The organism is Mycobacterium sp. 050128 (assembly GCF_036409155.1).
Classification (GTDB): Bacteria; Actinomycetota; Actinomycetes; order Mycobacteriales; family Mycobacteriaceae; genus Mycobacterium.
This window is the reverse complement of the sequence record NZ_JAZGLW010000001.1, coordinates 3,006,138-3,029,488: the sequence shown is the minus strand read 5'-3', so window position 1 is coordinate 3,029,488 and position 23,351 is coordinate 3,006,138. Positions and strand designations below refer to the sequence as shown.

General features: G+C 66.6%; 22 protein-coding genes. 13 read left to right on the top strand and 9 right to left on the bottom strand.

Annotation, left to right across the window (positions count from 1 at the left end):
• Nucleotides 1–7 precede the first annotated feature (7 nt).
• Nucleotides 8–919, top strand: a complete 912-nt coding sequence (locus SKC41_RS14635; protein ID WP_330978232.1) for an SDR family NAD(P)-dependent oxidoreductase — start codon at nucleotides 8–10, stop codon at nucleotides 917–919.
• Here the strand turns inward: SKC41_RS14635 and SKC41_RS14630 are convergent, their stop codons facing one another.
• The 4 genes from SKC41_RS14630 to SKC41_RS14615 are packed head-to-tail and all read right to left on the bottom strand — an operon-like array spanning nucleotide 920 to nucleotide 5,365.
• Nucleotides 920–1,696, bottom strand: a complete 777-nt coding sequence (locus tag SKC41_RS14630; protein ID WP_330978895.1) for an SDR family NAD(P)-dependent oxidoreductase — start codon at nucleotides 1,694–1,696, stop codon at nucleotides 920–922.
• Between the two features lie 23 nt (nucleotides 1,697–1,719).
• Nucleotides 1,720–2,664, bottom strand: coding sequence for a VOC family protein (locus SKC41_RS14625; RefSeq protein ID WP_330978231.1), 945 nt, complete (start codon nucleotides 2,662–2,664; stop codon nucleotides 1,720–1,722).
• Complete coding sequence (locus tag SKC41_RS14620) at nucleotides 2,664–3,875, bottom strand: CaiB/BaiF CoA transferase family protein (protein ID WP_330978230.1); 1,212 nt, start codon at nucleotides 3,873–3,875, stop codon at nucleotides 2,664–2,666. The genes SKC41_RS14625 and SKC41_RS14620 overlap by 1 nt, the downstream gene beginning before the upstream one ends.
• Complete coding sequence (locus tag SKC41_RS14615; protein ID WP_330978229.1) at nucleotides 3,872–5,365, bottom strand: aldehyde dehydrogenase family protein; 1,494 nt, start codon at nucleotides 5,363–5,365, stop codon at nucleotides 3,872–3,874. Before SKC41_RS14615 ends, SKC41_RS14620 begins: the two co-directional genes overlap by 4 nt.
• 114 nt (nucleotides 5,366–5,479) lie before the next feature.
• Between SKC41_RS14615 and SKC41_RS14610 the strand changes: the two genes are divergently transcribed.
• The 5 genes from SKC41_RS14610 (at nucleotide 5,480) to SKC41_RS14590 (ending at nucleotide 10,511) form a co-directional block, all read left to right on the top strand.
• Complete coding sequence (locus SKC41_RS14610) at nucleotides 5,480–6,685, top strand: acyl-CoA dehydrogenase family protein (protein ID WP_330978228.1); 1,206 nt, start codon at nucleotides 5,480–5,482, stop codon at nucleotides 6,683–6,685.
• Nucleotides 6,682–7,689, top strand: a complete 1,008-nt coding sequence (locus tag SKC41_RS14605; protein WP_330978227.1) for an acyl-CoA dehydrogenase family protein — start codon at nucleotides 6,682–6,684, stop codon at nucleotides 7,687–7,689. Before SKC41_RS14610 ends, SKC41_RS14605 begins: the two co-directional genes overlap by 4 nt.
• A 10-nt stretch (nucleotides 7,690–7,699) precedes the next feature.
• Complete coding sequence (locus SKC41_RS14600; RefSeq protein WP_330978226.1) at nucleotides 7,700–8,842, top strand: acyl-CoA dehydrogenase family protein; 1,143 nt, start codon at nucleotides 7,700–7,702, stop codon at nucleotides 8,840–8,842.
• Between the two features lie 107 nt (nucleotides 8,843–8,949).
• Nucleotides 8,950–9,690 (top strand): FadR/GntR family transcriptional regulator, encoded by a 741-nt coding sequence (locus SKC41_RS14595; protein ID WP_330978225.1) that lies wholly within the window; start codon nucleotides 8,950–8,952, stop codon nucleotides 9,688–9,690.
• The gene (locus SKC41_RS14590; RefSeq protein WP_330978224.1) at nucleotides 9,687–10,511 is read left to right on the top strand and encodes a PaaI family thioesterase; all 825 of its coding nucleotides are present in this window, start codon (nucleotides 9,687–9,689) and stop codon (nucleotides 10,509–10,511) included. Before SKC41_RS14595 ends, SKC41_RS14590 begins: the two co-directional genes overlap by 4 nt.
• A gap of 13 nt (nucleotides 10,512–10,524) precedes the next feature.
• On the opposite strand, the gene SKC41_RS14585 is transcribed toward SKC41_RS14590, so the two are convergent.
• On the bottom strand, nucleotides 10,525–12,645 hold the full coding sequence (locus SKC41_RS14585; protein ID WP_330978223.1) for a tannase/feruloyl esterase family alpha/beta hydrolase: 2,121 nt from the start codon (nucleotides 12,643–12,645) through the stop codon (nucleotides 10,525–10,527).
• A 110-nt stretch (nucleotides 12,646–12,755) separates the two neighbouring features.
• Here SKC41_RS14585 and SKC41_RS14580 point away from each other — a divergent pair, with 110 nt between their 5' ends.
• Nucleotides 12,756–13,412 carry a TetR family transcriptional regulator gene (locus tag SKC41_RS14580; protein WP_330978222.1) on the top strand — a complete coding sequence of 219 codons (657 nt, stop codon included), beginning with the start codon at nucleotides 12,756–12,758 and terminating at the stop codon, nucleotides 13,410–13,412.
• A 52-nt stretch (nucleotides 13,413–13,464) separates the two neighbouring features.
• On the opposite strand, the gene SKC41_RS14575 is transcribed toward SKC41_RS14580, so the two are convergent.
• From SKC41_RS14575 to SKC41_RS14565, 3 genes are read right to left on the bottom strand one after another with little or no spacing between them, the layout of a single operon-like run.
• Nucleotides 13,465–14,274 carry an enoyl-CoA hydratase/isomerase family protein gene (locus SKC41_RS14575; RefSeq protein WP_330978221.1) on the bottom strand — a complete coding sequence of 270 codons (810 nt, stop codon included), beginning with the start codon at nucleotides 14,272–14,274 and terminating at the stop codon, nucleotides 13,465–13,467.
• Between the two features lie 12 nt (nucleotides 14,275–14,286).
• Nucleotides 14,287–15,447 (bottom strand): thiolase C-terminal domain-containing protein, encoded by a 1,161-nt coding sequence (locus tag SKC41_RS14570; protein WP_330978220.1) that lies wholly within the window; start codon nucleotides 15,445–15,447, stop codon nucleotides 14,287–14,289.
• Nucleotides 15,444–16,664 carry a Zn-ribbon domain-containing OB-fold protein gene (locus SKC41_RS14565; protein ID WP_330978219.1) on the bottom strand — a complete coding sequence of 407 codons (1,221 nt, stop codon included), beginning with the start codon at nucleotides 16,662–16,664 and terminating at the stop codon, nucleotides 15,444–15,446. Before SKC41_RS14565 ends, SKC41_RS14570 begins: the two co-directional genes overlap by 4 nt.
• Before the next feature lie 133 nt (nucleotides 16,665–16,797).
• Between SKC41_RS14565 and SKC41_RS14560 the strand changes: the two genes are divergently transcribed.
• From SKC41_RS14560 to SKC41_RS14545, 4 genes are read left to right on the top strand one after another with little or no spacing between them, the layout of a single operon-like run.
• Nucleotides 16,798–17,637 (top strand): SDR family oxidoreductase, encoded by an 840-nt coding sequence (locus SKC41_RS14560; RefSeq protein WP_442931687.1) that lies wholly within the window; start codon nucleotides 16,798–16,800, stop codon nucleotides 17,635–17,637.
• Nucleotides 17,638–17,646: 9 nt separating this feature from the next.
• Nucleotides 17,647–18,798 (top strand): acyl-CoA dehydrogenase family protein, encoded by a 1,152-nt coding sequence (locus SKC41_RS14555; protein ID WP_330978217.1) that lies wholly within the window; start codon nucleotides 17,647–17,649, stop codon nucleotides 18,796–18,798.
• Entirely contained in the window at nucleotides 18,795–19,892 is a 1,098-nt protein-coding gene (locus SKC41_RS14550; protein ID WP_330978216.1) for an acyl-CoA dehydrogenase family protein, read from the top strand. Before SKC41_RS14555 ends, SKC41_RS14550 begins: the two co-directional genes overlap by 4 nt.
• 9 nt (nucleotides 19,893–19,901) lie before the next feature.
• Entirely contained in the window at nucleotides 19,902–20,681 is a 780-nt protein-coding gene (locus SKC41_RS14545) for an SDR family oxidoreductase (RefSeq protein WP_330978215.1), read from the top strand.
• 45 nt (nucleotides 20,682–20,726) lie between these two features.
• Here the strand turns inward: SKC41_RS14545 and SKC41_RS14540 are convergent, their stop codons facing one another.
• Nucleotides 20,727–21,554: an enoyl-CoA hydratase/isomerase family protein gene (locus tag SKC41_RS14540; RefSeq protein WP_330978214.1), complete on the bottom strand. Its 828-nt coding sequence runs from the start codon at nucleotides 21,552–21,554 to the stop codon at nucleotides 20,727–20,729.
• Between the two features lie 159 nt (nucleotides 21,555–21,713).
• Here SKC41_RS14540 and SKC41_RS14535 point away from each other — a divergent pair, with 159 nt between their 5' ends.
• A complete protein-coding gene (locus SKC41_RS14535; RefSeq protein WP_330978213.1) occupies nucleotides 21,714–22,544 on the top strand; it encodes a mycofactocin-coupled SDR family oxidoreductase in 831 nt (276 codons plus the stop codon).
• A gap of 9 nt (nucleotides 22,545–22,553) precedes the next feature.
• Nucleotides 22,554–23,351 (top strand): SDR family oxidoreductase, encoded by a 798-nt coding sequence (locus SKC41_RS14530; RefSeq protein ID WP_330978212.1) that lies wholly within the window; start codon nucleotides 22,554–22,556, stop codon nucleotides 23,349–23,351.

The window sequence follows — 23,351 nt, the reverse complement described above, 5'->3', positions numbered from 1 at the left end:
ACGAGCAATGCCTGAAGGTCCGCTGACCGGCAAGGTCGTTTTGGTGACGGGCGGCGGCCGGGGAATCGGCCGAGCCCACGGCCTCGAGTTGGCCAAGCAGGGCGCAGCCGTCGTCGTGAACGATCCAGGCGTCGGCCGGGACGGCTCTAGCGGTGACGGGGAAGGGCCCGCGGCGGACGTCGTCGCCGAGATCGAGGCGTCCGGCGGCAAGGCCGTCGCCCACACGGGTTCGGTGTCGGCGTGGGACGACGTCGCCGACATGATCTCCACCGCCGTCGACACTTTCGGTTGCCTGACCGGCGTGGTGAACAATGCGGGCATCCTGCGTGATTCCATGGTGGCCGCCTCCAGCGAGGCCGATTGGGACGCCGTCATCGCCGTACATCTCAAAGGCACCTTCGCGGTCACCCGACATGCCTGCGAATACTGGCGTGCTCAGTTCAAGGCAGGCAACCCGATCGATGCCCACATCGTCAACACGGTTTCCGGCGCGGGGTTGTGGGGCAATGTCGGGCAGAGTGCCTATGGCGCGGCCAAGGCCGCGATCGCCAACCTGACGGTCGTTACCGCGATGGAGGCGCAGCGTTACGGTGTTGCGGTCAACGCGATTTCCCCGCTGGCGAGGTCGCGGATGACGGCCGAGGTGTTCGGAGGCCGTGCCGACGACCCCGCGCTGGATCCCGCCCGTAGCTCCGCCGTGGTCGCCTGGCTGCAGTCCGCGCAGTCGTCCTGGCTGACCGGGCAGATCCTGCGCATCAACGGCGACAAGCTGACCCGCATCGAGGGCTTTACCGAAGCGCCGGGCGCTTACCACGCCAAAGATGGTGCAGGTCTGGTCTTTTCAGAGATCGGGCAGGCTGTCAGCTGGCTTTATGGGACCTCGCCCCGCGGATTGGCCGGGCCGCTGCCGACGGCCTGATTACGGCGCCCCGCCATCGGCGTAGATAGTCTGCCCGGTGACGAACGCGCAGATATCCGACAGCAGGAAGGCGATCAGCGCGCCGATCTCGTCCGGCTGGCCGGGGCGACCGAGCGCGGCGTCGAACCCGAAGTCCTCCACCAGCGCCCGCTCGAGGGCCTCGTCGTAGGGATAGCCCTTGCTTTCGGCGACATATCCCCGGATGGCATGCAGCGCATCGGTTTCCACTGCACCGGGGGCAACGCTGTTCGCCCGGATACCCGATTTTCCGTGCGTGCGCGCGATGCCGCGGGTGAACGTCGCAACTGCCGCCTTGAGGCTCGCATACGGCAGTCGCGGTTCGTGCGGTGAGCGTGCCGAGTACGCGGCGGTGGTCACGATGGCACCCCCATTGACCGCGAGGTGCGGCAGTGCGGCTTGCACGCTGCGGGTGGTCGCCAGCAGGACGTCGTGAAACGCGGTGTCCCAGGCGTTGTCGTCGGCGTCGATGGGCATCATCCCGGCGGTGCCCATCGTGATGGCGATGCCGTCGAGTTGGCCGAGTATCCGGACCGCTTCGTCGACGGCGGCCACCGCGGCGCCGGGTTGGCTCACGTCGAAAGCCAAGCTCTGCGCCGATCCCGCGCCAGCGGCGACGACTTCTTCCACCGCGTTCTTGCCCCGGTCGGCGTCACGACCGACCAGCACGACGGACGCACCCTCGCGAGCCAGCGCGCGTGCTGCCGCCAGACCCATGCCGGCTGTGCCACCGACGACGACGTAGCCCTTCCCCGTCATCTGCAGATCCATCGGTCATCCACTCATCGTGTGAAGAAGCTCAGCGGCCGCTCGACGAATTCGAATACCACTCCGTCGGGTGAGCGCAGGAAGGAGATGTACAGCCCCTCGATCTTCGTCCCCGGCAACGGGCACCACACCGGATCACCCATCACCTCGACGGAATCCGGGACCAAAGACATTGCGGTCTCGGTGTTTTCCACCCGCAGCGCGCACCGGTACAACCCCTGACGATTTCCGCCCCACGGCACCGGATCCGCGTCACGGGTGTCGGGATGTTCCACGACGGTCAGGGTGAACTGATGTGCGTCCTCGGCGAGTGCATAACGCGACAGTGCGCACTTGACGGGAGTGGGTGACCCGCCCGGAGCGAGTTGGTCGCCGGCCACCTCGACGTGTGAGGGCGCCTGCACCTGAGTGAAGCCGATCGCGGTGAGGAACTCCCCGGTGGCCACCGCGTCGATGGCGGCGACTCGGATGCCGGCGAACACCGCGCCCGGCTTGTCGCTCGGTGCTTCGGCGAGCTCGATGACCGCGCCGTCAGGATCAAGTGCGAGAACCGACTTGGCGCCTGAGATCAGCCCGTCGACCGGCCCGCCCACGGTGATGCCGGCTGCGCGCAACGCTGCGACGGTTGCCTCGAGATCGGCCACGGTCAGCAGCGTCGACCGGATGCCGGGGCGCGTCGGGTCGCTGTTCGGGTCGGCCTTCAGCGCCGGGCTGTGAAACTCGATGGCCTCCAAAGCACAGCCGGCGCGGGCGCCTCGTGAATCGTAGAGAAACGAAGTCTCACAGAAGGTTTCGTCGCCGTCGATGCCAAGGATGCTGCCGTCGGTCGGAACTTTGGGATCGGTGCGCATTCGCGCCGAGAGCCCCAGCTGCCTGACATAGAGGCCTTCGGTGGCCTCCAGCGAGGAACAATTGAGGTTGACGTGCAGGAAGCGCTGCGCAAGTTCCTCGGAACCCACTACAGCACAACCGAATTGATCTTGAACTCGATGATTTCGTCCTCACTGAACCCGAGTTCGGCGAGTAGCGCGTCGGTGTGCTCACCGTGGCCCGGCGCACACGTGAGGTCCAGAGGTGTCTCGTCGAACTGCACCGGGCTGGCCGCCAGCGCGAACTTGTTGTCGTTGGCATCGGCGACCTTGGGCAGGTACCCGTTGGCGATCACCTGCGGATCGCTGTGCACCTCGTGCGCGGTGCGCATGACGTCCCAGACGCCGTCGAAACCGGCGAATGCCTTCTCCCAGTGTGAAAGATCCTGGGACTCAAAGGCGCTGCGCAACTCACCAATGCACTCCTTGCGGTTGCCGAACCGCATGGCCGCGTTGGCGAACCGCTCGTCGGCGATCAGGTCGGTGCGGCCCAGCCGGGTGCAGAAGTCCGCCCAGAAGCGGTCGGCTTGCAGCAGCACGAAGGCGATGAACCGGTTGTCGCGGGTCTTATAGATGCTGGCCACCGGGTTGGGCATCTCGTCCAGGTTGAACTTCGGGATGTCCTGACCGGTGACACCTGATCCGACGATGTCCGGGCCCAACTGCCAGATCGCGGCGTTGAGCAGCGACACATCGACGACCGACGGTTCGCCAGTGCGCTCGCGCTTCACCAGGGCCGCGGCGATTCCGCCTGCGATCGCCAGCCCGCCGTAGGAGTCGCCGAACGCCGGTCGCTGAATCGGCGGGTAGGTGCCGTCGCCGGCCGAATACGCATCCCCGATGCCTCCGCGCGCCCAATAGGCGGCCAGGTCGAAGCCGCCCTGCGAGGCGAGGTCGCCACGGGTGCCGTAGCCGTGGCCGCGGGCATAGATGATCTTGGGGTTGCGCGCCCGCACCTGCTCGACGTCGATCCCCATCCGCTGGCGCGAATCCGGCAGCAGATTCGTGACAAAGACGTCGGCGGTTTCGAGCAGCTTCATCAGCAGCTCGAGCCCGTCCGGGGTCGAGGTGTCCAGCCCAATGCTGCGCTTGCCGCGGTTGGGCTGCTCGATGAAGTGGTTCACTCCCCCTGCGCCGGTGACGATCCCGGAGCTGATCAGGCCCCGCTGCGGGTCGCCGGTCTCGGGGTGCTCGATCTTGATGACGTCGGCGCCCCAGTCGGCGAGCACGGCGCCGGCGGCCGGAACGAACGTCCACGCCGCCAGCTCAACGACGCGTATTCCGCTGAGGATGTCGGTCACAGGGGGTATCCGATCGTCTTGGTCTGTAGATGCTGCTCGAAGCCCTCGATGCCGTTCTGTCTGCCGATGCCGCTCATCTTGTATCCGCCGAAGGGCGCGTCGGCGCCGTAGTACATGCCGCTGTTGATCATCAGTGAGCCGGTGCGGATGCGGCGGGCGACGGCCATGGCCCGCTCGTTGGAGCCCATGATGCCGCCTGCCAGGCCGTAGGTGGAGTTGTTGGCCAGCTCGACGGCGCCGTCGTCACCGCCGTCGTAAGGGGTGATGGACAAGACCGGCCCGAACACTTCCTCCTGGAAGATCGTGTGGTCCGGAGCGACGTCGGCGACGACGGTCGGTGCCACGAAATATCCGCGGTCTAGGCCGTCGGGGACCCCGCCGCCGGTGGTGACTCGGCCTCCTTCACGCTTGGCTATCTCGATGTGGTTCAGCACCCGGGCCTGTTGCTTGGCCGAAACCAGCGGCCCGCAGAAGGTATTCGGGTCCGCGGGATCGCCGACGGCTAGTGAGCCGAATGTCGCGGAGGCGACCTCGACGGCCTGGTCGTAATGCGAGTGCGGCACCAGCATCCGCGTGGCCAGCGCGCACCCCTGCCCGGAGTGCATCAGGGCGCCTAGACAGCCGGGCAGCGCCGTGCCCATGTCGGCGTCATCGAGCACCAGGTACGCCGACTTGCCACCGAGCTCGAGCATGTTGCGCTTCATGGTGTCGGCCGAGAGCCGCTGGATGAGTTTGCCGACCGCTGTCGATCCGGTGAAGGAGACCATGTCAATCCGCGGGTCGGTGGCAAGCACCTGGGCGATGTCGTTGTCCGATGCCGGAACGATGTTGACCACACCGGCCGGGATGTCGGTCTTCTCGGCGATGATCCGGCCCCACCGCAGCGCGCTCCACGGCGTCTCCATGGCCGGCTTGAGCACCATCGTGTTCCCGGTGGCCAGGATCTGGCCGACCTTGTTGCTGATGATCTCGAACGGAAAGTTCCACGGCGTGATGGCGCCGACGACACCCATCGGCTCCTTGACCACCACGCGGTTGTAGGGCACGCCCATCTTGGCGTCCTGGTCCAACATCCGCTCCCACTGGAAGGTCGAGATCAGCTGCGCCGGCCACCGGATGGCGTCGGCCAGCGGCCATCCCATCTGCGCGATGTGGGTCATCCCCACCGTCGCGCCGACCTCGGCGATCAACTCGGCGCGGATGTCTTCCTTCTCTTCCTGCAGCGCCTCGTGCAATTGCATCAGGCAGCGCTGACGGAACTCGCGGTTGGTGGACCAGTCGGTGCTGTCGAAGGCGCGCCGGGCAGCGGCAATGGCCTCCTCCATGTCTTCGGCGCCGGCGTCGGTGGCGAGCCCGAGCACTTCCTCGTTGGCCGGATTGATGTTGTCGACGGTCTTACCGGTCGACGAATCCCGCAGCCGACCGTCGATAAAAAGCCTGGTCTCGGGATTGAAATGGACAGTTGCGGCGGCGACCGGTGAAGCCGTCATTGGCACTCCCTCACGCAGAATTATCGGCGTGGGCTAGTGTACCTTGTTATAGATAACTGTTTAGCGGATTCAGCCCCGGCTGGCGAACGCGATTACCAACGGAAGGGCAGCCAGTTGTCCGCCCCTGTCGATAGCGCCCTGCGTAGCGGTCGCCACCCTGAATATTTGTCCAGCGTCGCGGCCTACCGCGAGGACTTCCGCCGCTACCTGCGCGATTTGGAGACGGCCGAGGACTGGCGCGCCGCCGCGTACACCAGCGCCGAGGACGGACTTGCGCACGACGCACAGGTGATGGCCAGGCTGTACGCCGACGGCTGGAACCGGTACGGCTGGCCGGAGGCCGCGGGTGGATTGGGCGGCAACGAGATTCACCGTGCGGTGTACTACGAGGAACTCGGCCACGCGATGCTGCCCATTCCGGCCCAACACTGGACGCTGGAGACGCTCGGGCCCGCGCTGTTGAAGTTCGCGCCCGGGCTTGCCGCGGCGTACCTCCCGGGATATCTCAGTGGCGCCGAGTGGTGGGGCCAGAGTTTCTCCGAACCCGAGTCGGGCAGCGACCTGGCCAGCCTGCGTACCCGCGCGGTCGACGACGGGGCCGGGGGATTCGTCGTCAACGGCCAGAAGATCTGGACCAGCCAAGGGCCCACCGCCACGCGCCTGTTGGCATTGGTCCGCACCGGAACCCCCGAGAGCCGGCACCGCGGGCTGACGATGATCATGGTCGACGCCGACGCACCGGGCGTCACCATTCGTCCGATCGCGCTGGCCAGCGGGCGCCGCGAACTGGCCGAGGTGTTCTTCGACGACGTCCGGGTCGACGGTGAGCGGGTCGTCGGCGAGGTCGACGGCGGCTGGGCCGTGGCGATGCACCTCATGCAGTACGAACGCGGCATGTACGGCTACGCGGTGCTGAACAAGGTGCTCACCGAATTGGGTCGATTGCGTGAGCACATGGTGACCACCGGCGCTACCGACGCGCAACGCCAGCGCTTCGCCAGGGTGTACGTCGACGTGTCGGCCGCCCAGGCGCGCACCGCCACCACCGTGCGCCGATTGGCCGCGGGCGACGCGGTCGGTGCCGATAGCAGCATCGACAAGCTGCTGTTCGGCCGCGCCGAGAAGGAGGTCAACGACCTCATCCTGGAAATCGAGCGGGCGCACCTGATCGGCGGCGCGGGCCGCGGCGGCGCGGAACTGGACACCGCGCGGGCCGAGTGGTGGTACTCGCGGGCCGCCACCGTGATGGGTGGCACCGCCGAAGTGCAGCGCGGCATCATCGCCGACCACCTGCTCGGGCTGCCCAAGGAGAGACGATGAGGAACGCGCCGGCGACCGACGAGTCGTGGCGGATGGTCGAAGAGGCGGTGTTTCGCCTCTTCGAGGAGCTGGCGGGCAAGAACGCCGGTGAGCACCTGGCGATCGGTGCGCGGCTGGCCGAGTTGGGCTGGTCGGAGATCGAGGTCGAGTACCCCGTCGAGGCGGGCGCGCTGTTGTTCCGCGCGCAAGGCAGATCGCTGGCCCTGACGGACTGCTTGGACCGCATCATGTTGGCCGAGCTGGCCGCAGTGCTCGACGGTCCCGCCGATCACGTGCTGCTGCCCGACCTGTCCACCGGTTGCGTGGCGGGTTCCGATGCTGACCGGGTCTCGGGCATCGTCCTCGGGCCGCTGGAGGGCCGGATCGTGGTCCCGGTATCCGGACCGGAGAACACCGTGTCGGTGGGCGTGGTCGACGCAGCGCGGCTCGACGGCCAGCGCTTGGACACCTTCGACGGGTCGACGCATTGGACCCGGGTGAGCGGATCGCTCGACGTCTCGCTGGTCGAGGCCTCCACCGAATGGAAGCGAGCCGTCGCCGCGGCCCGTCGGGGTCTGGCCACCGAACTGGTCGCACTTGCCGAGCAGGCGCTGCGCATCGCGGTCGAGCACGTCAGCGTGCGCGTCCAGTTCGGTGCACCGATCGGGTCATTTCAGTCGCCGCGGCATGCACTGGCCGAAGCCTCGGCGGTGCTCGCGGGCGCGCAGGCGCTGCTGGGCGAGTCGTGGCGAGACGGCGGCGAACTGCTGGCCATGGCCGCCAAGGCCGCCGCGGGCCGGGCGCACCGCGCCGTCAGCGACGTGGCACTGCAGGTGTGCGGGGCAATCGGACTGACCGCCGAGCAGGACCTGCACCGCTACGTCACTCGCGGATTCCAGGTCGACGCGCTCTGCGGGTCGCACGATCAGCTCGAAGGGCTACTCGCCGAGCGGCTCTTCGAGGACTCCGACGAGGGCTGGGCACCCGGCCGCGCGCTGCCCGCCGTCGTCACGTGGGCCGAGTAGAAGGAAGCGTATGCGCCGCAACATCTTCGACGAGATTCACGACGAGTTCCGCGCCACCGCTAGGAGCTTCTTCGAACGCGAATGCGTGCCGAACGTCGAGAAATGGGAACGCGACGGCAAGGTGAGCCGCGAGGCCTGGCTGGCCGCGGGCGAACACGGATTGATCGGTTGGGAGTTCGACGAAAAGTACGGCGGACTCGGCGTCAAGGACTTCCGGTTCAACCAGATCATCTCGGAGGAGATGTTCCTGACCGGCTCGGTCGGCATCGGCCTCGGCGTGCAGAACGACATCCTGGTGCCGTACCTCAACGATCTGACCACCGAGGAGCAGAAGGAACGCTGGCTGCCGAAGTTCGTCGCCGGCGAGTACATCGGTTCCATCGCGATGTCCGAACCCGCGGCCGGATCCGACCTGGCCGGCATCAAGACCACCGCCCGCGACGAGGGCGACCACTGGGTGGTCAACGGCCAGAAGACGTTCATCAGCAACGGGCTGCTGTCCAAGCTGGTGCTGACGGCTGTGAAGACCGATCCTGCCGCCCGGCACAAGGGCATCAGCCTGCTGATGATCGAGGACGGGATGGAAGGTTTCACCCGTGGCCGCAAGCTCGACAAAATCGGCCAATACTCCGCGGACACTGCCGAATTGTTCTTCGAGGATGTCAAGGTACCCAAGGAGAACCTGGTGGGAGAGCTCAACCGCGGCTTCTACCATCTGGTCTCCAACCTGCCCAGCGAGCGGGTCGGCGTGGCCTGCTACGCGCTGCCGGCCGCCCGCCGCGCGCTCGACCTGACCAAGGCCTACGCGCTGGAGCGCACCGCGTTCGGCCAGCCCATCGGCAAGTTTCAGGTCAATAGGCACTTCCTCGCCGAAATGCAGACCAAACTCGACGCCGCACAAACTTATCTCGATCAATGCGTGCTCTCGGTCAACGACGGCACGTTGACAGATCAAGATGCCGCAGGCTTGAAATGGTGGACCTCCGAAGTCCAGTGGGAGATCATCGACCGATGCCTGCAGCTGCACGGCGGCTACGGCTATATCAACGAGTACGAAGTGGCCAGGCTCTGGCGGGACTCGCGGGTGCAGCGGCTCTATGCGGGCACCACCGAGATCATGAAGGACCTCATGGGACGGGCGATGGGGTATTAAGTGACGTTGCTAACTGACGGTCACCAATTCCGGGCTCAACCGGCTAGTTCCGCTAACCTGCTAAATGGTTAGTTGATTCGCATAATCGCATAGCGGCGGAGGTTGCAATGGAGGTCACCAGTCTTCGAGAACCGAAGATGGCCGATCGGGTGGCCACGGTGCTGCGGCGGATGTTCATCCGCGGCGAGATCACCGAAGGCACCATGCTGCCGCCGGAATCGGAGCTGATGGAGCGTTTCGGCGTGTCCCGGCCGACGCTGCGGGAGGCGTTCCGCGTACTCGAATCGGAGTCGCTGATTCAGGTTCAGCGTGGAGTACGCGGGGGAGCCCGCGTCACCCGCCCCCGGCGCGAAACACTCGCCCGCTACGCCGGCCTGATCCTCGAATACGAAGGCGTCACGGTGAAGGACGTCTACGACGCCCGGGTGACGCTCGAGGTTCCGATGGTCGAGCAGTTGGCCAAGGACCGCAACCCCAAGGTGATCGCCGAACTCGAGCAGATCGTCGAGCGCGAATCGCAACTGAATCCCGGCAGCGAAGCCGTCGACCAGCTCACCGACTTCCACGCCGCAATCGCGCGGCTGTCGGGCAACAGCACCCTGCAAATCGTGAGCGACATGCTGCATCACATCATCGAGAAGGCCAACCGGTCGCTGCAGCCCACCAAGGGCACGCGCGCCGAGCAGGCGGTCCGCCGCTCGGCGAAGACCCACCGGATGGTGCTGGACATGATCAAGGACGGCGACGCCGACAAAGCCGGCGAGCTCTGGAAGCGCCATCTGAAGAAGGCAGAGGAGTTCGTCCTGACCGGGGCCGAATTGTCCACTGTCGTAGATCTTCTCGAATGACCGGTGTCGACGAACAGGTAAACCAGCACGATCTCGAGACACCCGACTCGATACAGGTCCGGTTCGGTATCGACTACGTCGAATCACACCCGGCCAAGGCCACCGCCGTGCTGTCGATGCCCATGCACCGATTCCGCAATCCGTACACCGGTGCTCCCACCGTGGGCCCCTTGGCGATTCTCGTCGACGCCGCCGCCGGGATCGTCAACCACTACCGCAGGCGGCCTGGCCAATGGACGGTGTCCAGTGAGCTGTCGATGGACTTGAGTCCTGACATCGGCGACCTCGACGGTCCCGTCGTGGCCGGCGCGCACTCGCCCGGTCCGCTGGGTGCCACGTCGCTGGGGGTCTGCACGCTCACCTATCGCGGATCCGTGATCGGCACCGGCACGGTGCGGTCGTTCTTCATCGACGCCGATGACGTTGTCCCCCGGTATCGTTCGGAGACGCTACGGCGATCGGCCGACACCACGTTCGCCGACCTGATGGCGGTGCACGTTGCGGACAATGGTCCGACGGCGGTGCTGGCGCAGCGGGTCGACCACAACCTGAACAACGACATCGACATCGTGCACGGCGGCGTGGCAGCGGCCGGCCTGGAGCTGGCGGCGTCCGCGGCGATGAACCGGGACCAGGCCGACGGTCTGCTGCAGACCGGGTCGTTACGGGTGAACTTCCTGCGCCCGTTTTTCGCCGGCGGCGACTCCCGCTACGAGGGGACGCCGTTGCGGGTGGGCCGCAACACCGGCGTGGGCGATGCGCAGGCCATCGGCGACGACGGCAAGGTGGCGATCACCGCGCGAGTGACCGCCTACCGCTGAGGTCGGTCGACGTTCACACGACGACCACGCGGACCTGCGCGACGTTGGCGATCCGGCACGAGCTTGCGGCTGGGTCGCCATCCCGGTGGGAGTGGACCCGGCCGGTCACGAAGTACTCGCCGGGCCGATCGAACGCGTGCTTGGTGAACAGGGTTACGGAGGCTGCCGATCCGTCGATGCCCTCGTGGCTGAACGGGAAGGAGCCGGTGCCGTCGAAGTCCCAGTCGGCGGAGATGATCGTGCCGGCGCCTGGAGGCACCGTCGCCCGGAGCTCCAGCTCCACCGCTTCACCCACCGCCGCCTCGGCTCGGTCAGTGCCGTTGACGGTGACCGCGATGACCGCTTGGATGCCTCGGCGCTGCGCAGCGTCCGGGGACAGGATCACCGTGTTCTCGACGTAGTCGAAGGCGGTATCGACCGGATCGACGCCGTCCTCCACCCACGCGATCAGGTCGGCCAGCGACTGCTCGATGTACGGCAGGTAGTCGATGAGCCAGGTGTTGCTGGCCCGGTTGGGCAGCGACGGCACCATCATCGAGGGGGTGTGCTCGGCGTTCTCGATCCACCGCAGCCGGAAACGCTCCTTCGCGCCCGCCTGCCCCTGCGCCCGCAGCACGGCCTCGCGGTAAATGAGTCCCTGCGAGGGCCACAGCGAGGAGTCCTTGGTGTGGTGGACCCAGATGAGCTTGCCGCGGTAGAGCCCGGAGTAACCAACGCCCATGAGGGCCGACTGCCGCGGCACGGGGTGCTGCGGAAACACCGGATGACCGTCGACCCGCAAGGCGTCGAACTGTGGGTCGCTCATCAGGTGGTGCCGGGCGAAGTAGTGGAAGGCCAGAAAGTCACGGTTGTCGACCTGCACCTCGTCGCCGGGTTGCACGTCGGTGAACCGGAGCAGGTTGGCCTCGCCCGCACCGTCGCAGTAAAGGACGTCGTCGGCGTGGGCTCCGCAGTAGAGCCGCCGCCCGGCCGCCGCCCCCGTCAGCATGGTGACGCTCGTGCCGAGCCGGTAGCCCGTCTGCCCGAGGCCCTCTAGCTCGACCACCATGGGTAGCGAGGGGTCGGCCCCGAGGCTGGAGAACACCATGATCAAGAGCCGGAAGTTCTGGTGGCGGGGCTCGAGGAAGCGCGGATCCCCCAGGACGTCGGTGCCCGTGAGCACCTTGGCCACGGTGGCTCGAGTGTTCAGGATGTCGCGCTCGACGAGGTCCGGCTGGTCGAAACCGACGTAGCCGGGCTTGGTCCAGAAATCGTCGAAGTAGCCGGGGTCCTGCTCGAGCAGCGATGTGGCCATCGAGGTCCAGAGCCACATTTGGCCGAGGGGTTTGCCAATCATGTACTCGTCGCCGCGCGGGAAACCCTGCCGGTACAGGCTGGCCAGTTCCTCGCGCTGGTGGGTGGTCAACCCGACGAAGGGGTCTCCGTGCCCGCCGGGAGCCATGGCGGCGGCGATCTCGTCCGTCTTGTCGCCGAGCAGGCGCTGGCAGTTGAACATCGTGGCGAACGACATCACCTGGGCGCCCTCGATCTTCTCCGTGTTGCCGTGCTCCACGATCGGCCCGCCGCCGGCGAACGGCAGCGCGCCGTCCCACACGTCGGGCGCGTTTTCGAGGCACAGCGGTGACCGCCGTCCACCGCCCGAACCTCCCCAGACATAGGTGTGGTGAGGTGGCTCGCCGTAGACCTGCGCGGCGACGAATTTGGCCAGTCGTGCCGTCTCCGCACTGGCGCGGTATCCGTAGAGCGTCGGGTCGTCGCCGCCCCGGGGGTCGAGGTCGTCACCGATGTGGCCTTGATTCGACTCCACCATGCAGCCGCCGAGGCGCGCGCACATCCGTAGGCCGCCAAGGAAGTCGGCCATGAGGTCGTTGCCGAAGGCGTTCTCGTGGCCGCCGTGAGCGCCCTCGAGCGGCTGGAGGATCCGTCCGCGGTAATGGCCGTCGGTCGGGAACCAGAACGCCCAGCGAGTAGCGGTGTCCGCGAACCCACCGTGGACGTAGCGATGCGTGATCGGTTCCGAGCGCGCTTCGTCGACGTCCACGTACGGCGTACCGAAGAACCCGTCCGTCGGCACGTACCCGGCCACGTCGATGGTGCCGCTTCCGACCTGCGAACGCTGACCGGTCTCGGTCATCGATGCCTCCCTACGTTTGTGTCGCCACCGCCTCGTTGCCCATCGGACACAAAGTTGCGGGTATCTGCCAACTTTTGCACCCTCTGACAGACTCTGTCTAGAGTTGTTCCGTGCTGAGTAAACCCGCCGCGCTCGTCGAGGAAGGGGTCTGGGATCGTCGCCGTCGCCTTGTCGCGGGCGAGATCGAGCAGGTTGCGCTCCGGTTGTTCGCGGAACAGGGTTACGACAACGTCACGACGGACGACATCGCCCGGGCATGCAATATCTCCGCACGAACGTTCTTCCGTTACTTCGCCGCGAAACGCGATGTGCTGCTGGCTGTCCCGCGCCGTAGCCTGGTCGTCCTGTGCGATGCGGTGGACCACCGCCCCGCAAGCGAGGACCTGCTCAGCTCCTGGCGCGCGGCCGCCATCGGTGTCCTCGGTGGCGACGAGGTTGATCTCGCCCTGATCGAACAGCTCAAGGCGCTCGTCCGTGACAGCCCCGATCTCATCGACACGATCAACGGCGACGCCGAGCTCACTGAGCGGTTTGTGCGGACCAACGCCGCGCGGCTCGGTGTCGACCCGGCGACCGACCTGCGTCCGATCATCGTCGCGGGAGCAGTGCGCAACGCGCTCATCGCGGCATTGGACCAGTGGTCCTCCGGTCGTGCCGACGACCTCGCGCAATCCTTCGGCGAGGCCTTCGACATCCTGGCTCGCCTCGACGCGATCGGCGGTCGACCCGCCGCCAAGACTTCACGTTCGCGCAGTCGGCCCGGGTAGCCACATCGAATACCGCTCGAACGCCGTTGTGCTGCGGTGCTTTACGAGCCCGCTACTTCTTCGAACGCGCCCGAAACGCGGCCACCCGCTCCTTGAACTCCGGAGTTGTGAACGAGGTGTATTCCTCGGCCAGCGCGTACTCCAGCACGCCGAGGGCGGCCCGGGACAGGTGCATGTTCATCGCGACCTTGCTGGCGCGCAGTGCCTGCGGCGGCAGACCGGCCAGCCGCTCCCCGATCGCGAGCGCCTCGTCGAGCACGGCGTCATCGGGGGCCACCTTGGTGACCAGGTTCAGCTTGTCCGCAATGGCAGGGGTGATCCGATCACCCAGCAGCACATACTCTTTGGCTTTCATCAGGCCGATCAGCAGCGGGAGCATCGCGGCACCGCCGTCGCCTGCTACCAAGCCGACCGCGACGTGCGGGTCGGCCAGGTAGCTGTTCTCCCCCATCACCAGGAAGTCGCTCAACAAAGCGATCGAGCAACCGAGCCCGACAGCCGGGCCGTTGACGGCCGACACCAGCGGCTTGGGGAAATTGATCACCTCGAGAAACACTGTGCGGGCCTCGGTGATCTGAAACTGACGGGCCACCGGGTCCTCGATGAGGCGCCCGAACATCACCATGTCGCCGCCCGCTGAAAATGCTTTTCCGACACCGGTGGTCACCACCGCGCGCACCTCGTCGTCGGCGGCCAATACCCGCCAGATCGTCGCGAATGCGTGGTGCACCTCCTCGTTGACGGCGTTGAACGCCTCCGGCCGGTTGATGCTGATCACGTGCACGTTGCCGGTCTTTTGCACCAGCAGCCACGGCGCGAACTCTTCGTAGCCGGGTAGGGTGGCGATCTCGGAAGTGGTCATCTGATGGTCCTATCAGTTCTTCTGGTTGGAAAGCACGGTGACCGCTGAGACCGCGGTCGGGCCGCCGATGTTGTGCGCCAACGCGATTCGTGCGCCGTCGACCTGATTCTCGGCTTCACCGCGAAGCTGGTTGAACAGTTCGTAGCACTGCGCCACGCCGGTGGCGCCCGGCGGATGCCCCTTGGCCTTCAATCCGCCGCTCGGGTTGATCGGAATCGATCCGCCCACATAGTGTTCGCGGCCCTCCACCAACTTGTAGGCCTCGAAGCGGTGGGCGAACCCCAGATCCTCGTAGCTGATCAGCTCGACGCCGGTGAAGCAGTCGTGGACCTCGGCGACGTCGATATCGCGGGGCGTCACCCCGGCCATCGCCATCGCGGCCTTGGCGGCACGCACCGTCGGCGGAAACGTCGTCATGTCCGTCTTATGCTGGTGCATCACCCGGTCCATCCCCAGCCCCACGCCGCGAACCCAGACGGGACGGTCGGTGTAGCGGTCGACGACATCCTCGGCGGCCAAGATGACTGCGGCCGCGCCGTCGCTCTGCGGGGTGCAGTCGTAGAGCCCGAAGGGTTCGACCACGATCGGCGCGGCCAGCGCCTGCTCGACGGTGATCTCATAGCGCAGTTGAGCTTTCGGGTTCTTGACGGCGTGGAAATGGTTCTTCACCGCCACCATCGCCATGTGCTCCTTGGTCGCCGGCGACTCGTGCAGATATCGCATCACGTGCAGCGCGAAGTTGGCCGGCGCAACCAGCCCCAGCGGGTAGTCCCACGCATTGTCGCGGGTCATCGCCGCCCAGTCCCAGAACGTGGTGTTCGAGGAGGTTTCACGGACCTTGTCGGCCCCGACCACGAGCACCACATCGTAGAGGCCGGCGGCGATGGCCAGCGTGCCGTTGCGGATCGCGTCATTACCGGTGGCGCAGGCGTTTTCGACGCGCGTCACCGGAATGTCCGTCAGGTCGAGGGTGTCGGCCAAAATGCCGGACGGGAACCCGTCGGTGGTCGACAGCTCGCCGAACCACGCCGCCTCGATCTCCGACTTCTGAATACCCTTGTCGACCTTGGCAACCGCATCGGCGTAGGCCATCGGAATCAGATCCTTGACGCCCAGCTCGAAGTGTTCGGCGAAGGGCGTCATCCCCGCACCGACAATCGCGACATTTCTCATGCAACCGCTCCTTGCAGCGTCCGTCCGGGCCAGAATGCGTAACCGTAATCGGGAATCCCCGCGCGAATGGCGATCCTGCGCAACACTACGGAGCCGGGCTGACCGATCGTCGTCTCGCCCGCGGGCACACCGGTGACTTTCAGCAGCACCCGCACCGGGCTGTCGTCGAGCTGAACGACGGCCAGGGAGTACGGGCTGGGCAAGTCGGGCACCGGAATCCGCACCGTGGTGTGGGTGTAAACGGTGCCGGTTCGCGGCAGCGACTCGAGCCGATATTCGGAGGCCAACCGTCCGGCATTGTCGACTCGCAGCCGCGGTGGGAACTGGGGCGCGGCATCAATCCCCGGGCTCTCGTCGAAAACTGCTGCCTCCCAACGGATTTTGGGCTCAAAGGCGCGCGCGTAAGCGGGCAGCGAGATCGGGATGCCGATGCCGTCGGCAACGCGCGTCTTGGGTAGCTCCCGCGCCGGGAACTCGTCGCGGGCGATCCGGGTGTTGGTGCCCGTTACCGCGAGGTCGGCCGCGCTGATGCTGGACTGCTCGACGGCGAGCAACAGGCCCGAGGTGCCGGCCTCGATCGCATCAGCCAGCAGTCGGATGATCGCCGCGGCAGAGACAGTGGGATCGCCGACAGCCAGCGAAGTGTCGAAGTCGCCGGCGATGTGCGCCAGCGGAACGCCTGCCACGGCGGCGAGCGCCGGGTTTCCGGTCAGGCCCAGCCGGGTCAGGGTGGAGCGCACCCCCACCTCGCGTTGCAGCCGGGGATCGACGTAGGTATGACGAGCGCCGTCCGCACCCCGGGCCGTCAGCGGCAGACTTCGCGTCTGGCGTGCCGCCGGGGTCAGCGTGACGCCGCCGTCGCCCGTGAGCACCGCACCGGCCCCCACCGCGAGATCGTTGTCGTCGGCGGCGATCACCAAGGTGCCGTCGCCTGCGCCGCTGATTTGATCCAGTACCGCGGGCGCACCGCCGAGCGCCTCGGCCACGGGGGTGTCAGCCGGCAAAGACAACGCAGCCAACAGCACCCCGCCGTTGCCGCCTTCCAGCAGCGGAAAGTCACGTGACACCAGCACCACGCGTCGCGCCGTGGCGTCGGGGTCGGCCGCGCGACCGGCGGCTACGGCCATGGTCAGCGCGTCCTCGTCCGGGCCCTTGACCCGCCGGTCGCGCACAGTCCAGGGTGGCAAATAGGTGCCGACCGAAAAAACCCGAGTCATGGATCCCCGCTTTTGTGGATGAGCGCCCGTTACATCGCGCAACTAACTAGCTATATAGTTATAGCATTCGACCGCACAGCCTAGCGACGGACGGAAGGGTCAACGAAACGTGGGCAATCCCCATCCTCGCAGTCTGGAGGGTCGCGTGGTGCTGGTAACCGGTGCCAGCCGCGGCATCGGCGCCGCCATCGCCGAGCGGATCGCCGAAGACGGTGCCGCCGTGGCTTTGCTGGCCAAAACTGAGACGCCGAATCCCAAGATCGCGGGCACCCTTGGGGAGACCGCGGACGCCGTGCAACGCGCGGGCGGCCGGGCGCTCCCGTTGACCTGCGATGTGCGCGACGTGGTTGCGGTCGCATCAGCCGTCAACGCGGTCACCGAGGCGTTCGGCGGCATCGACGTCGTCATCAACAACGCCGGAGCCCTGGATCTGCGGCCGACCGCGCAGCTACCGCCCAAGAGCCTGCGCCGGCTGCTCGAGGTCAATGTCGAAGGGCCGTTCGCGGTTGTGCAGGCCGCACTTCCACACTTGCGCCGGTCCGACAACGCGCACGTGGTCAATGTCGCTCCCCCGCTGAACATGGACCCCAAATGGGTCGGCGCTCATGTCGGGCACACGGTGGGCAAGTACGCCCAGAGCCTGCTTACCTTGGGATGGGCCGAGGAGTTCGCGTCGGTGCCGATCGCGGTGAATTCGCTGTGGCCGGCCACCACGATCGCCAGTACGGGAATGATGGTCGCGATGGGCGAGGCAACGGTGCGGGCGCAGGCCCGCAGCCCGCAGATCATGGCCGAGGCGGTGCACGCGCTGGTCACCCGTCCCGCCGCGGCGTGCACCGGCCACTTCTACACCGACGAGGAGATCCTTCGCGAGGAGGGCCGCGCCGACCTCTCGGAATACCTACTGGCCGCGAGCGAGGATGACCTGACGCCCAACTTCTACCTGCTGTCGGCCCCAGCGCCTACGGTTTAGGAAGCGGCAGTGGTGAATTCATTCGATGCGTTGAGCGCCCGTGAGCCTGAGTTGGTCAAGCTGCGCCATGCCGTGCGCGACTTCTTGGAGTCCGACCGCGCTGAATTCGGCTGGCAGCCCGGCGTCGACTCGTGGCTGGCAGGCTGGGACGAAGACTTTTCCGCACGGCTGGGCGCGGCCGGTTTCATTGGCCTCACCATTCCGCACCGGTACGGTGGCCATGGGCTGGGGCATCTGCACCGTTACGTGGTGACCGAGGAGCTGATCGCGCAGGGTGCGCCCGTGGCGGCGCACTGGACAGCCGACCGCCAAGTCGCACCGGGACTGTTGACCTACGGCTCGGAAGAGCAGCGCGAACGGCTGCTGCCCAAAATCGTTGCAGGAAAGCTCTATTCATCGATCGGCATGAGTGAGCATGATGCCGGCTCCGATCTTGCCGCTGTAAAAACCAAGGCCGTTCGTACCGAAGGCGGCTGGTTGCTCTCTGGTAGCAAAGTGTGGACCAGCGGGGCCCACCTGGCACACCAGATCGTCGTGCTGGCCCGCAGCAGCCCGCCGGATCCCGAGCACCGGCATGCGGGCTTCAGTCAATTCCTGGTGCAGCGCAATGCCGACGGCGTCCGCGTCGAGCCCATCATCTTGATGTCGGGGGCGCACCACTTCAACGAGGTGCTGTTCGACCAGGTCTTCGTTCCCGATGCCGACGTGCTCGGCGAAGTCGGCAACGGCTGGCACCAGGTCACGGCCGAGCTGTCGTTCGAACGCAGCGGACCCGAACGGATCCTGTCCACCGGTCCCCTGCTGTTCGCCGCCATCCGCGCACTCGCTCGCGGGCCGGCGCCCGACGACCGCACCGCCGCAGACATCGGCGACCTGATGGCGCGGTTGATCTCATTGCGGCAGCTGTCGTTGTCGGTGGCCCGCACCCTCACCGACGGCGGCGACGCGGCGAATCAGGCGGCGCTGGTCAAGGACCTCGGCACCCGTTTCGAAGCCGAATCCGTGGGCTTGATCGCAGATCTGCTCGAGGCGGTAACGCCGGACGCCGAATTGACGCCAATGCTGAACACCGCGTGGCTGCACAAGCCCATGTTCACCCTGCGCGGCGGTACCAACGAGGTACTGCGCGGCGTGATCGCCCGCGGAATGGGACTGCGATGAGCGCGCTGGCCGGCGGGGTATTCGCGGTCACCGACTCTCACGACGGCGACACACAGCTGCGCCAACTGGTCGACGACCTTGGGCAGCGGTCTTACGAGGCCGCTTTGGGCCATCGTGGCATCCCCGACCAGTTCGACGCCGAGCTCTGGCGCCACCTCGAGGAAACCGGGCTGGCCAGGCTGACGAGCACACCGGATATGGGGGCCGGCCCGCACGAGCTGGCCATCGCGCTGTATGGCGTGGCCCGCCACGCCGGTGCGGTGCCGTTGGCCGAAACCGACGCGCTTGCCGGCTGGCTCGGCCGCGAGGTCGGGATCGAGCTACCCAGCGGCCCGCTGACGGTTGCGGTCGCCGACGCCGCCGTCGAGGGCGACCGGGTCACCGGCACCGCGGACGCGGTGCCGTGGGCGCGAGCGTGCGCCGCCGCCCTGTTGGCCGTCACCACGCCCTCCGGACTCCGGGTCGGTGTCATCGACGTGGTCCCCGGCGAGCTGCGAGCTGATCACAACCTCGCAGGCGAACCCCGCGATTCGCTGGTGTTCGACGTGCCGGCCGACCAGTTGTACGACGTCGATCCGGCACTCGGCGCCGAGCTGGCTAGGCGCGGCGCATGGTCACGCTGTGTGCAGACCGTCGGGGTGTTGGACGCCGCCGCGGCGCTATCGGTGCAGCACACCCGGCAGCGTGTCCAGTTCGGCCGTCCGCTCAGCGCCTTCCAATCTGTGCAGCAGTCACTGGCCGGCATGGCCGGAGAGATCGAAAGAGCCCGTGCCGCTGCGGAATTAGCGGTTGCCGCCGCTTCCGAGCATGGCTTCGACTCCCACCACACCGACTACGCCGTCACCGTCGCAAAGGTCGCGGTCGGCCGGGCCGTCGGGCCGGTCACCAGCGTCGCTCATCAGCTGCACGGCGCGATCGGCGTGACCAGTGAACACCCCTTGTGGCTGTTCACCCAGCGCGCTCAGAGCTGGACCGGGGATTATGGCACGACCGCAAGCTACGCGCGACGGCTTGGCCGGCTGGTCCTGGCCGCGCAGGACCCGTGGAGTTTGGTGACGGGTGATCTGGCTCAACTGGAAAACAACTGTAGGTAAGGAGATCTGGTGACTGTTCAGCGATTCGAGGGTGCGTCGGCAATTGTCAGCGGTGGTGCGGGCGGCCTGGGCGAGGCGACGGTCCGTCGGCTCCATGCCGACGGACTCGGCGTGGTGATCGCCGATCTCGCCGCCGACAAGGGCAAGGCGCTGGCCGATGAGCTGGGCAGTCGGGCGCTGTTCGTGAGCACCGACGTGACGAGTGAGGACAGCGTTCTCGGCGCGATCGAGCAGGCCAACCAGCTCGGCCAGCTGCGCTACGCGGTGGTCGCCCACGGTGGTTTCGGTGTGGCGCAACGGATCGTGCAACGCGACGGCAGCCCCGCCGACTTTGGCGGCTTTACCAAGACGATCGATCTTTATCTCAACGGCACCTACAACATGGCCCGACTCGTGGCCGCCGCCGTGGCCACCGCCGAACCCCGCGAAGATGGCGAGCGGGGCGCCATCGTCATGACGGCCTCGATTGCGGGCTACGAAGGTCAGATCGGCCAAACCGCCTATGCCGCAGCAAAAGCCGGTGTCATCGGGCTGACCATCGCCGCGGCCCGCGACCTGAGTTCGGCCGGCATCCGAGTCAACACCATCGCGCCGGGCACCATGAAGACGCCGATCATGGAGTCGGTCGGCGAGGAGGCCATCGCCAAGTTCGCCGCCAACATCCCATTCCCGAAGCGACTGGGTTCCCCGGACGAGTTCGCCGACGCCGCAACGTTTCTGCTGTCCAACGGTTACGTCAACGGCGAGGTGATGCGCCTCGACGGCGCACAGCGCTTCACTCCGAAGTAACCCACACGGGCGGACGGGCCGGCCTCGTCCCAGCGTAACGACGCGTTACAACCGGCCCTCCACCCGAAGTTTCGGGTGCACCCAGTCCGGCGAGTTCTTCTGCTTAAACGCGCGGAAACCCTCGCGTGCCTCGGGGCCAAACATGCTGGCCTGCATCCCGATCCGGTCGTACAATCCCAGGTAGTTGTCCAGGCTGGCCTTCACCACGCCCCGTGCGGCCGGGGCGGTTCGACAACATTGGGCGAGAAGTTCTTTGGCGACGTCGATCAGGTCGTCGTGCGGAACCACCCTGGCCACCATGCCCCAGTCGAGGGCCTCCTGCGCGGTGAGCGTCCGGCCGGTGAACATCAGGTCCTTGGTGCGGACCGGCCCGATCAGGCGCGCCAATACCTGGCTGTAGTAGGTGTCGGCAATGCCTCGGAACAACTCGGGCACCCGGAACGTGGCCCGATCGCTGACCACGGCGAGATCGCTGCACATGGCGATCTGCAGACCGCCACCCTGGGCCAGGCCGTTGACCGCCGCTACAACCGGTTTCGGGGACTGCCGCAAGGCGTCAAACGGCGTCACGTCCATTCCCATGGTTGCGGCGAAGTCCATCCAATTGTCCTCGGCGGACTGACCCAGGTCACCTCCCGGCGCGAAGACGTCGCCGGTGCCGGTGATGAGCAGGCCTGCGAGGTCGGGATCGGCATTGACGCGACTCACCGCGTAACGGATCCCGAAGTACATCGCAGGCGTCATCGCATTCCGCGCCTCGGGGCGGTCCAGGGTGCAGATCGCAAAGGCACCTTCACGTTCGAACCTAAGGTAGGGGCTCCCCAACCAATCACCGTCGGGTGGGCGAGGACCGCCATTGGGGCTGTCGGACATGTGGGATCCCTTCCAAGGCTTGGAGTGTTCCGTCGTCCACCAAATTAGCCAAATAGTTGTACGATTCCAACGCCCCGGCGTAACGTGGCGCACGTCACTGCGTCGCGCCCCACCATCTCGCGGAGCGCCGTCGGTCGCGAGCTATTGGAGGCTTAACACATGGGTTCACTGGAAGGCAGGGTTGTCTTCATCACCGGAGCTGCCCGCGGGCAGGGCCGTTCGCACGCGGTGATGTGCGCCGAACAAGGTGCCGACATCATCGGCGTCGACATCTGCGAGAACCTCGACATCGTGCCGTATGCGCTTGGCACCGAAGAGGATCTCGAGGAGACGGCGCGCCTGGTGGAGAAAACCGGCAGGAGGATGCTCACCCGCAAGGGCGACGTCCGAGACCTGGCTGCGCTGCAGGAGGCGTTCGATGCGGGCGTCGCTGAGTTCGGCCACGTCGACACGGTGCTCGCCAATGCCGGGGTCGTGCTGACCAACGCCGACGAGCGCGACGCGTCAGAGGCGCTGAGGCTAGGGCTCGACATCATGCTCATCGGCGTGTGGAACGCCTTCCAAGTCGCGATCCCTCATATGAAGGAACGTGGCGAGGGCGGCAATCTGGTCGCGACGAGTTCGATGATCGCCCTCCTGGACCTCACCGACGGCCGCGGCGGCAGCGACGCCTACCTGATGTCCAAGGTCGCCATCGTCGGCCTGGTCCGCGCGTACGCGGCCATGCTTGCCCCCGACAGGATTCGGGTCAATGCGGTGGCGCCGACAAATTGCGCGACCCCGATGATCACTGACAACCCGGCGCTGTTCAAAGTGATCGAGGACAACCCTCGCATGGTCAACGCAGTGCAGACCGCGCTGCCGGACTTGCCGCTGATCGAGCCGCGCGACGTCAGCAACACGATCCTTTTCTTGATCAGCGACGCGGGCCGTTCGTTCACCGGAAGCATGCTGAAGGTGGACGCCGGCATGGACGTGCGGCGAGGCTAGTCACAGCGGATGCGTTACGAAATCGACGGCCGATCGGCGCTGATCGTCGGAGGCAGCAAGGGAATCGGCTTCGAGGTCGCCAAACTGCTTGCCGCAGAAGGTGCGCGGGTGGCGATACTGGCGCGCACCAAGTCCGACGTTGACGCCGCGGTCGAGACGATCCGCAACGAGGGTGGCACCGCGATCGGCGCCACCGCCGACGTCAGCAACGCCGAGCAACTCGGCGACGCGGTGCGGGAGGTGACCGCCCAGCACGGGCCACCGCTGATTGTCGTCGGCCAAGCCAAATACCAGCGGCCCGGCGATTTCGCCGACATCACCGACGTGAACGTTTATCGCGAGTCTTTCGACATGCACACGATGAGCCAGATCCTGCTCTTGCGAGCGGTTCTGCCGGCAATGCGGGAGGCGGGCTGGGGCCGATTCGTGCACATCGGGTCGGCGACCGCCAAGGAGCCGGCGGGCAACATCCACCACGCGGTGGCCAACACCAGTCGGCCGTCGACGATCGGCCTGCTTAAGACGGTCTCCGACGAGTACGCGCAGTACGGCATCTCCGTCAACACCGTCGCACCCGGCTGGATCGAGACGCAGAATGCGCTCGACTACCTGCGGGACCATCTCGGCACGAGCTCTGAACAGGACCGGCGCGAGTTCATGCTTCGGGAGGCCCGGGTGCCGGCGGCGCGGATGGGTAAACCGGCCGAGATCGCCTCTCTCATCACCTATCTGTGCTCCGATGCGGCCGGTTACATCACCGGCAACTGGATCGAAGTCGACGGCGGCCTACACCGGTCGGCGTTCTAG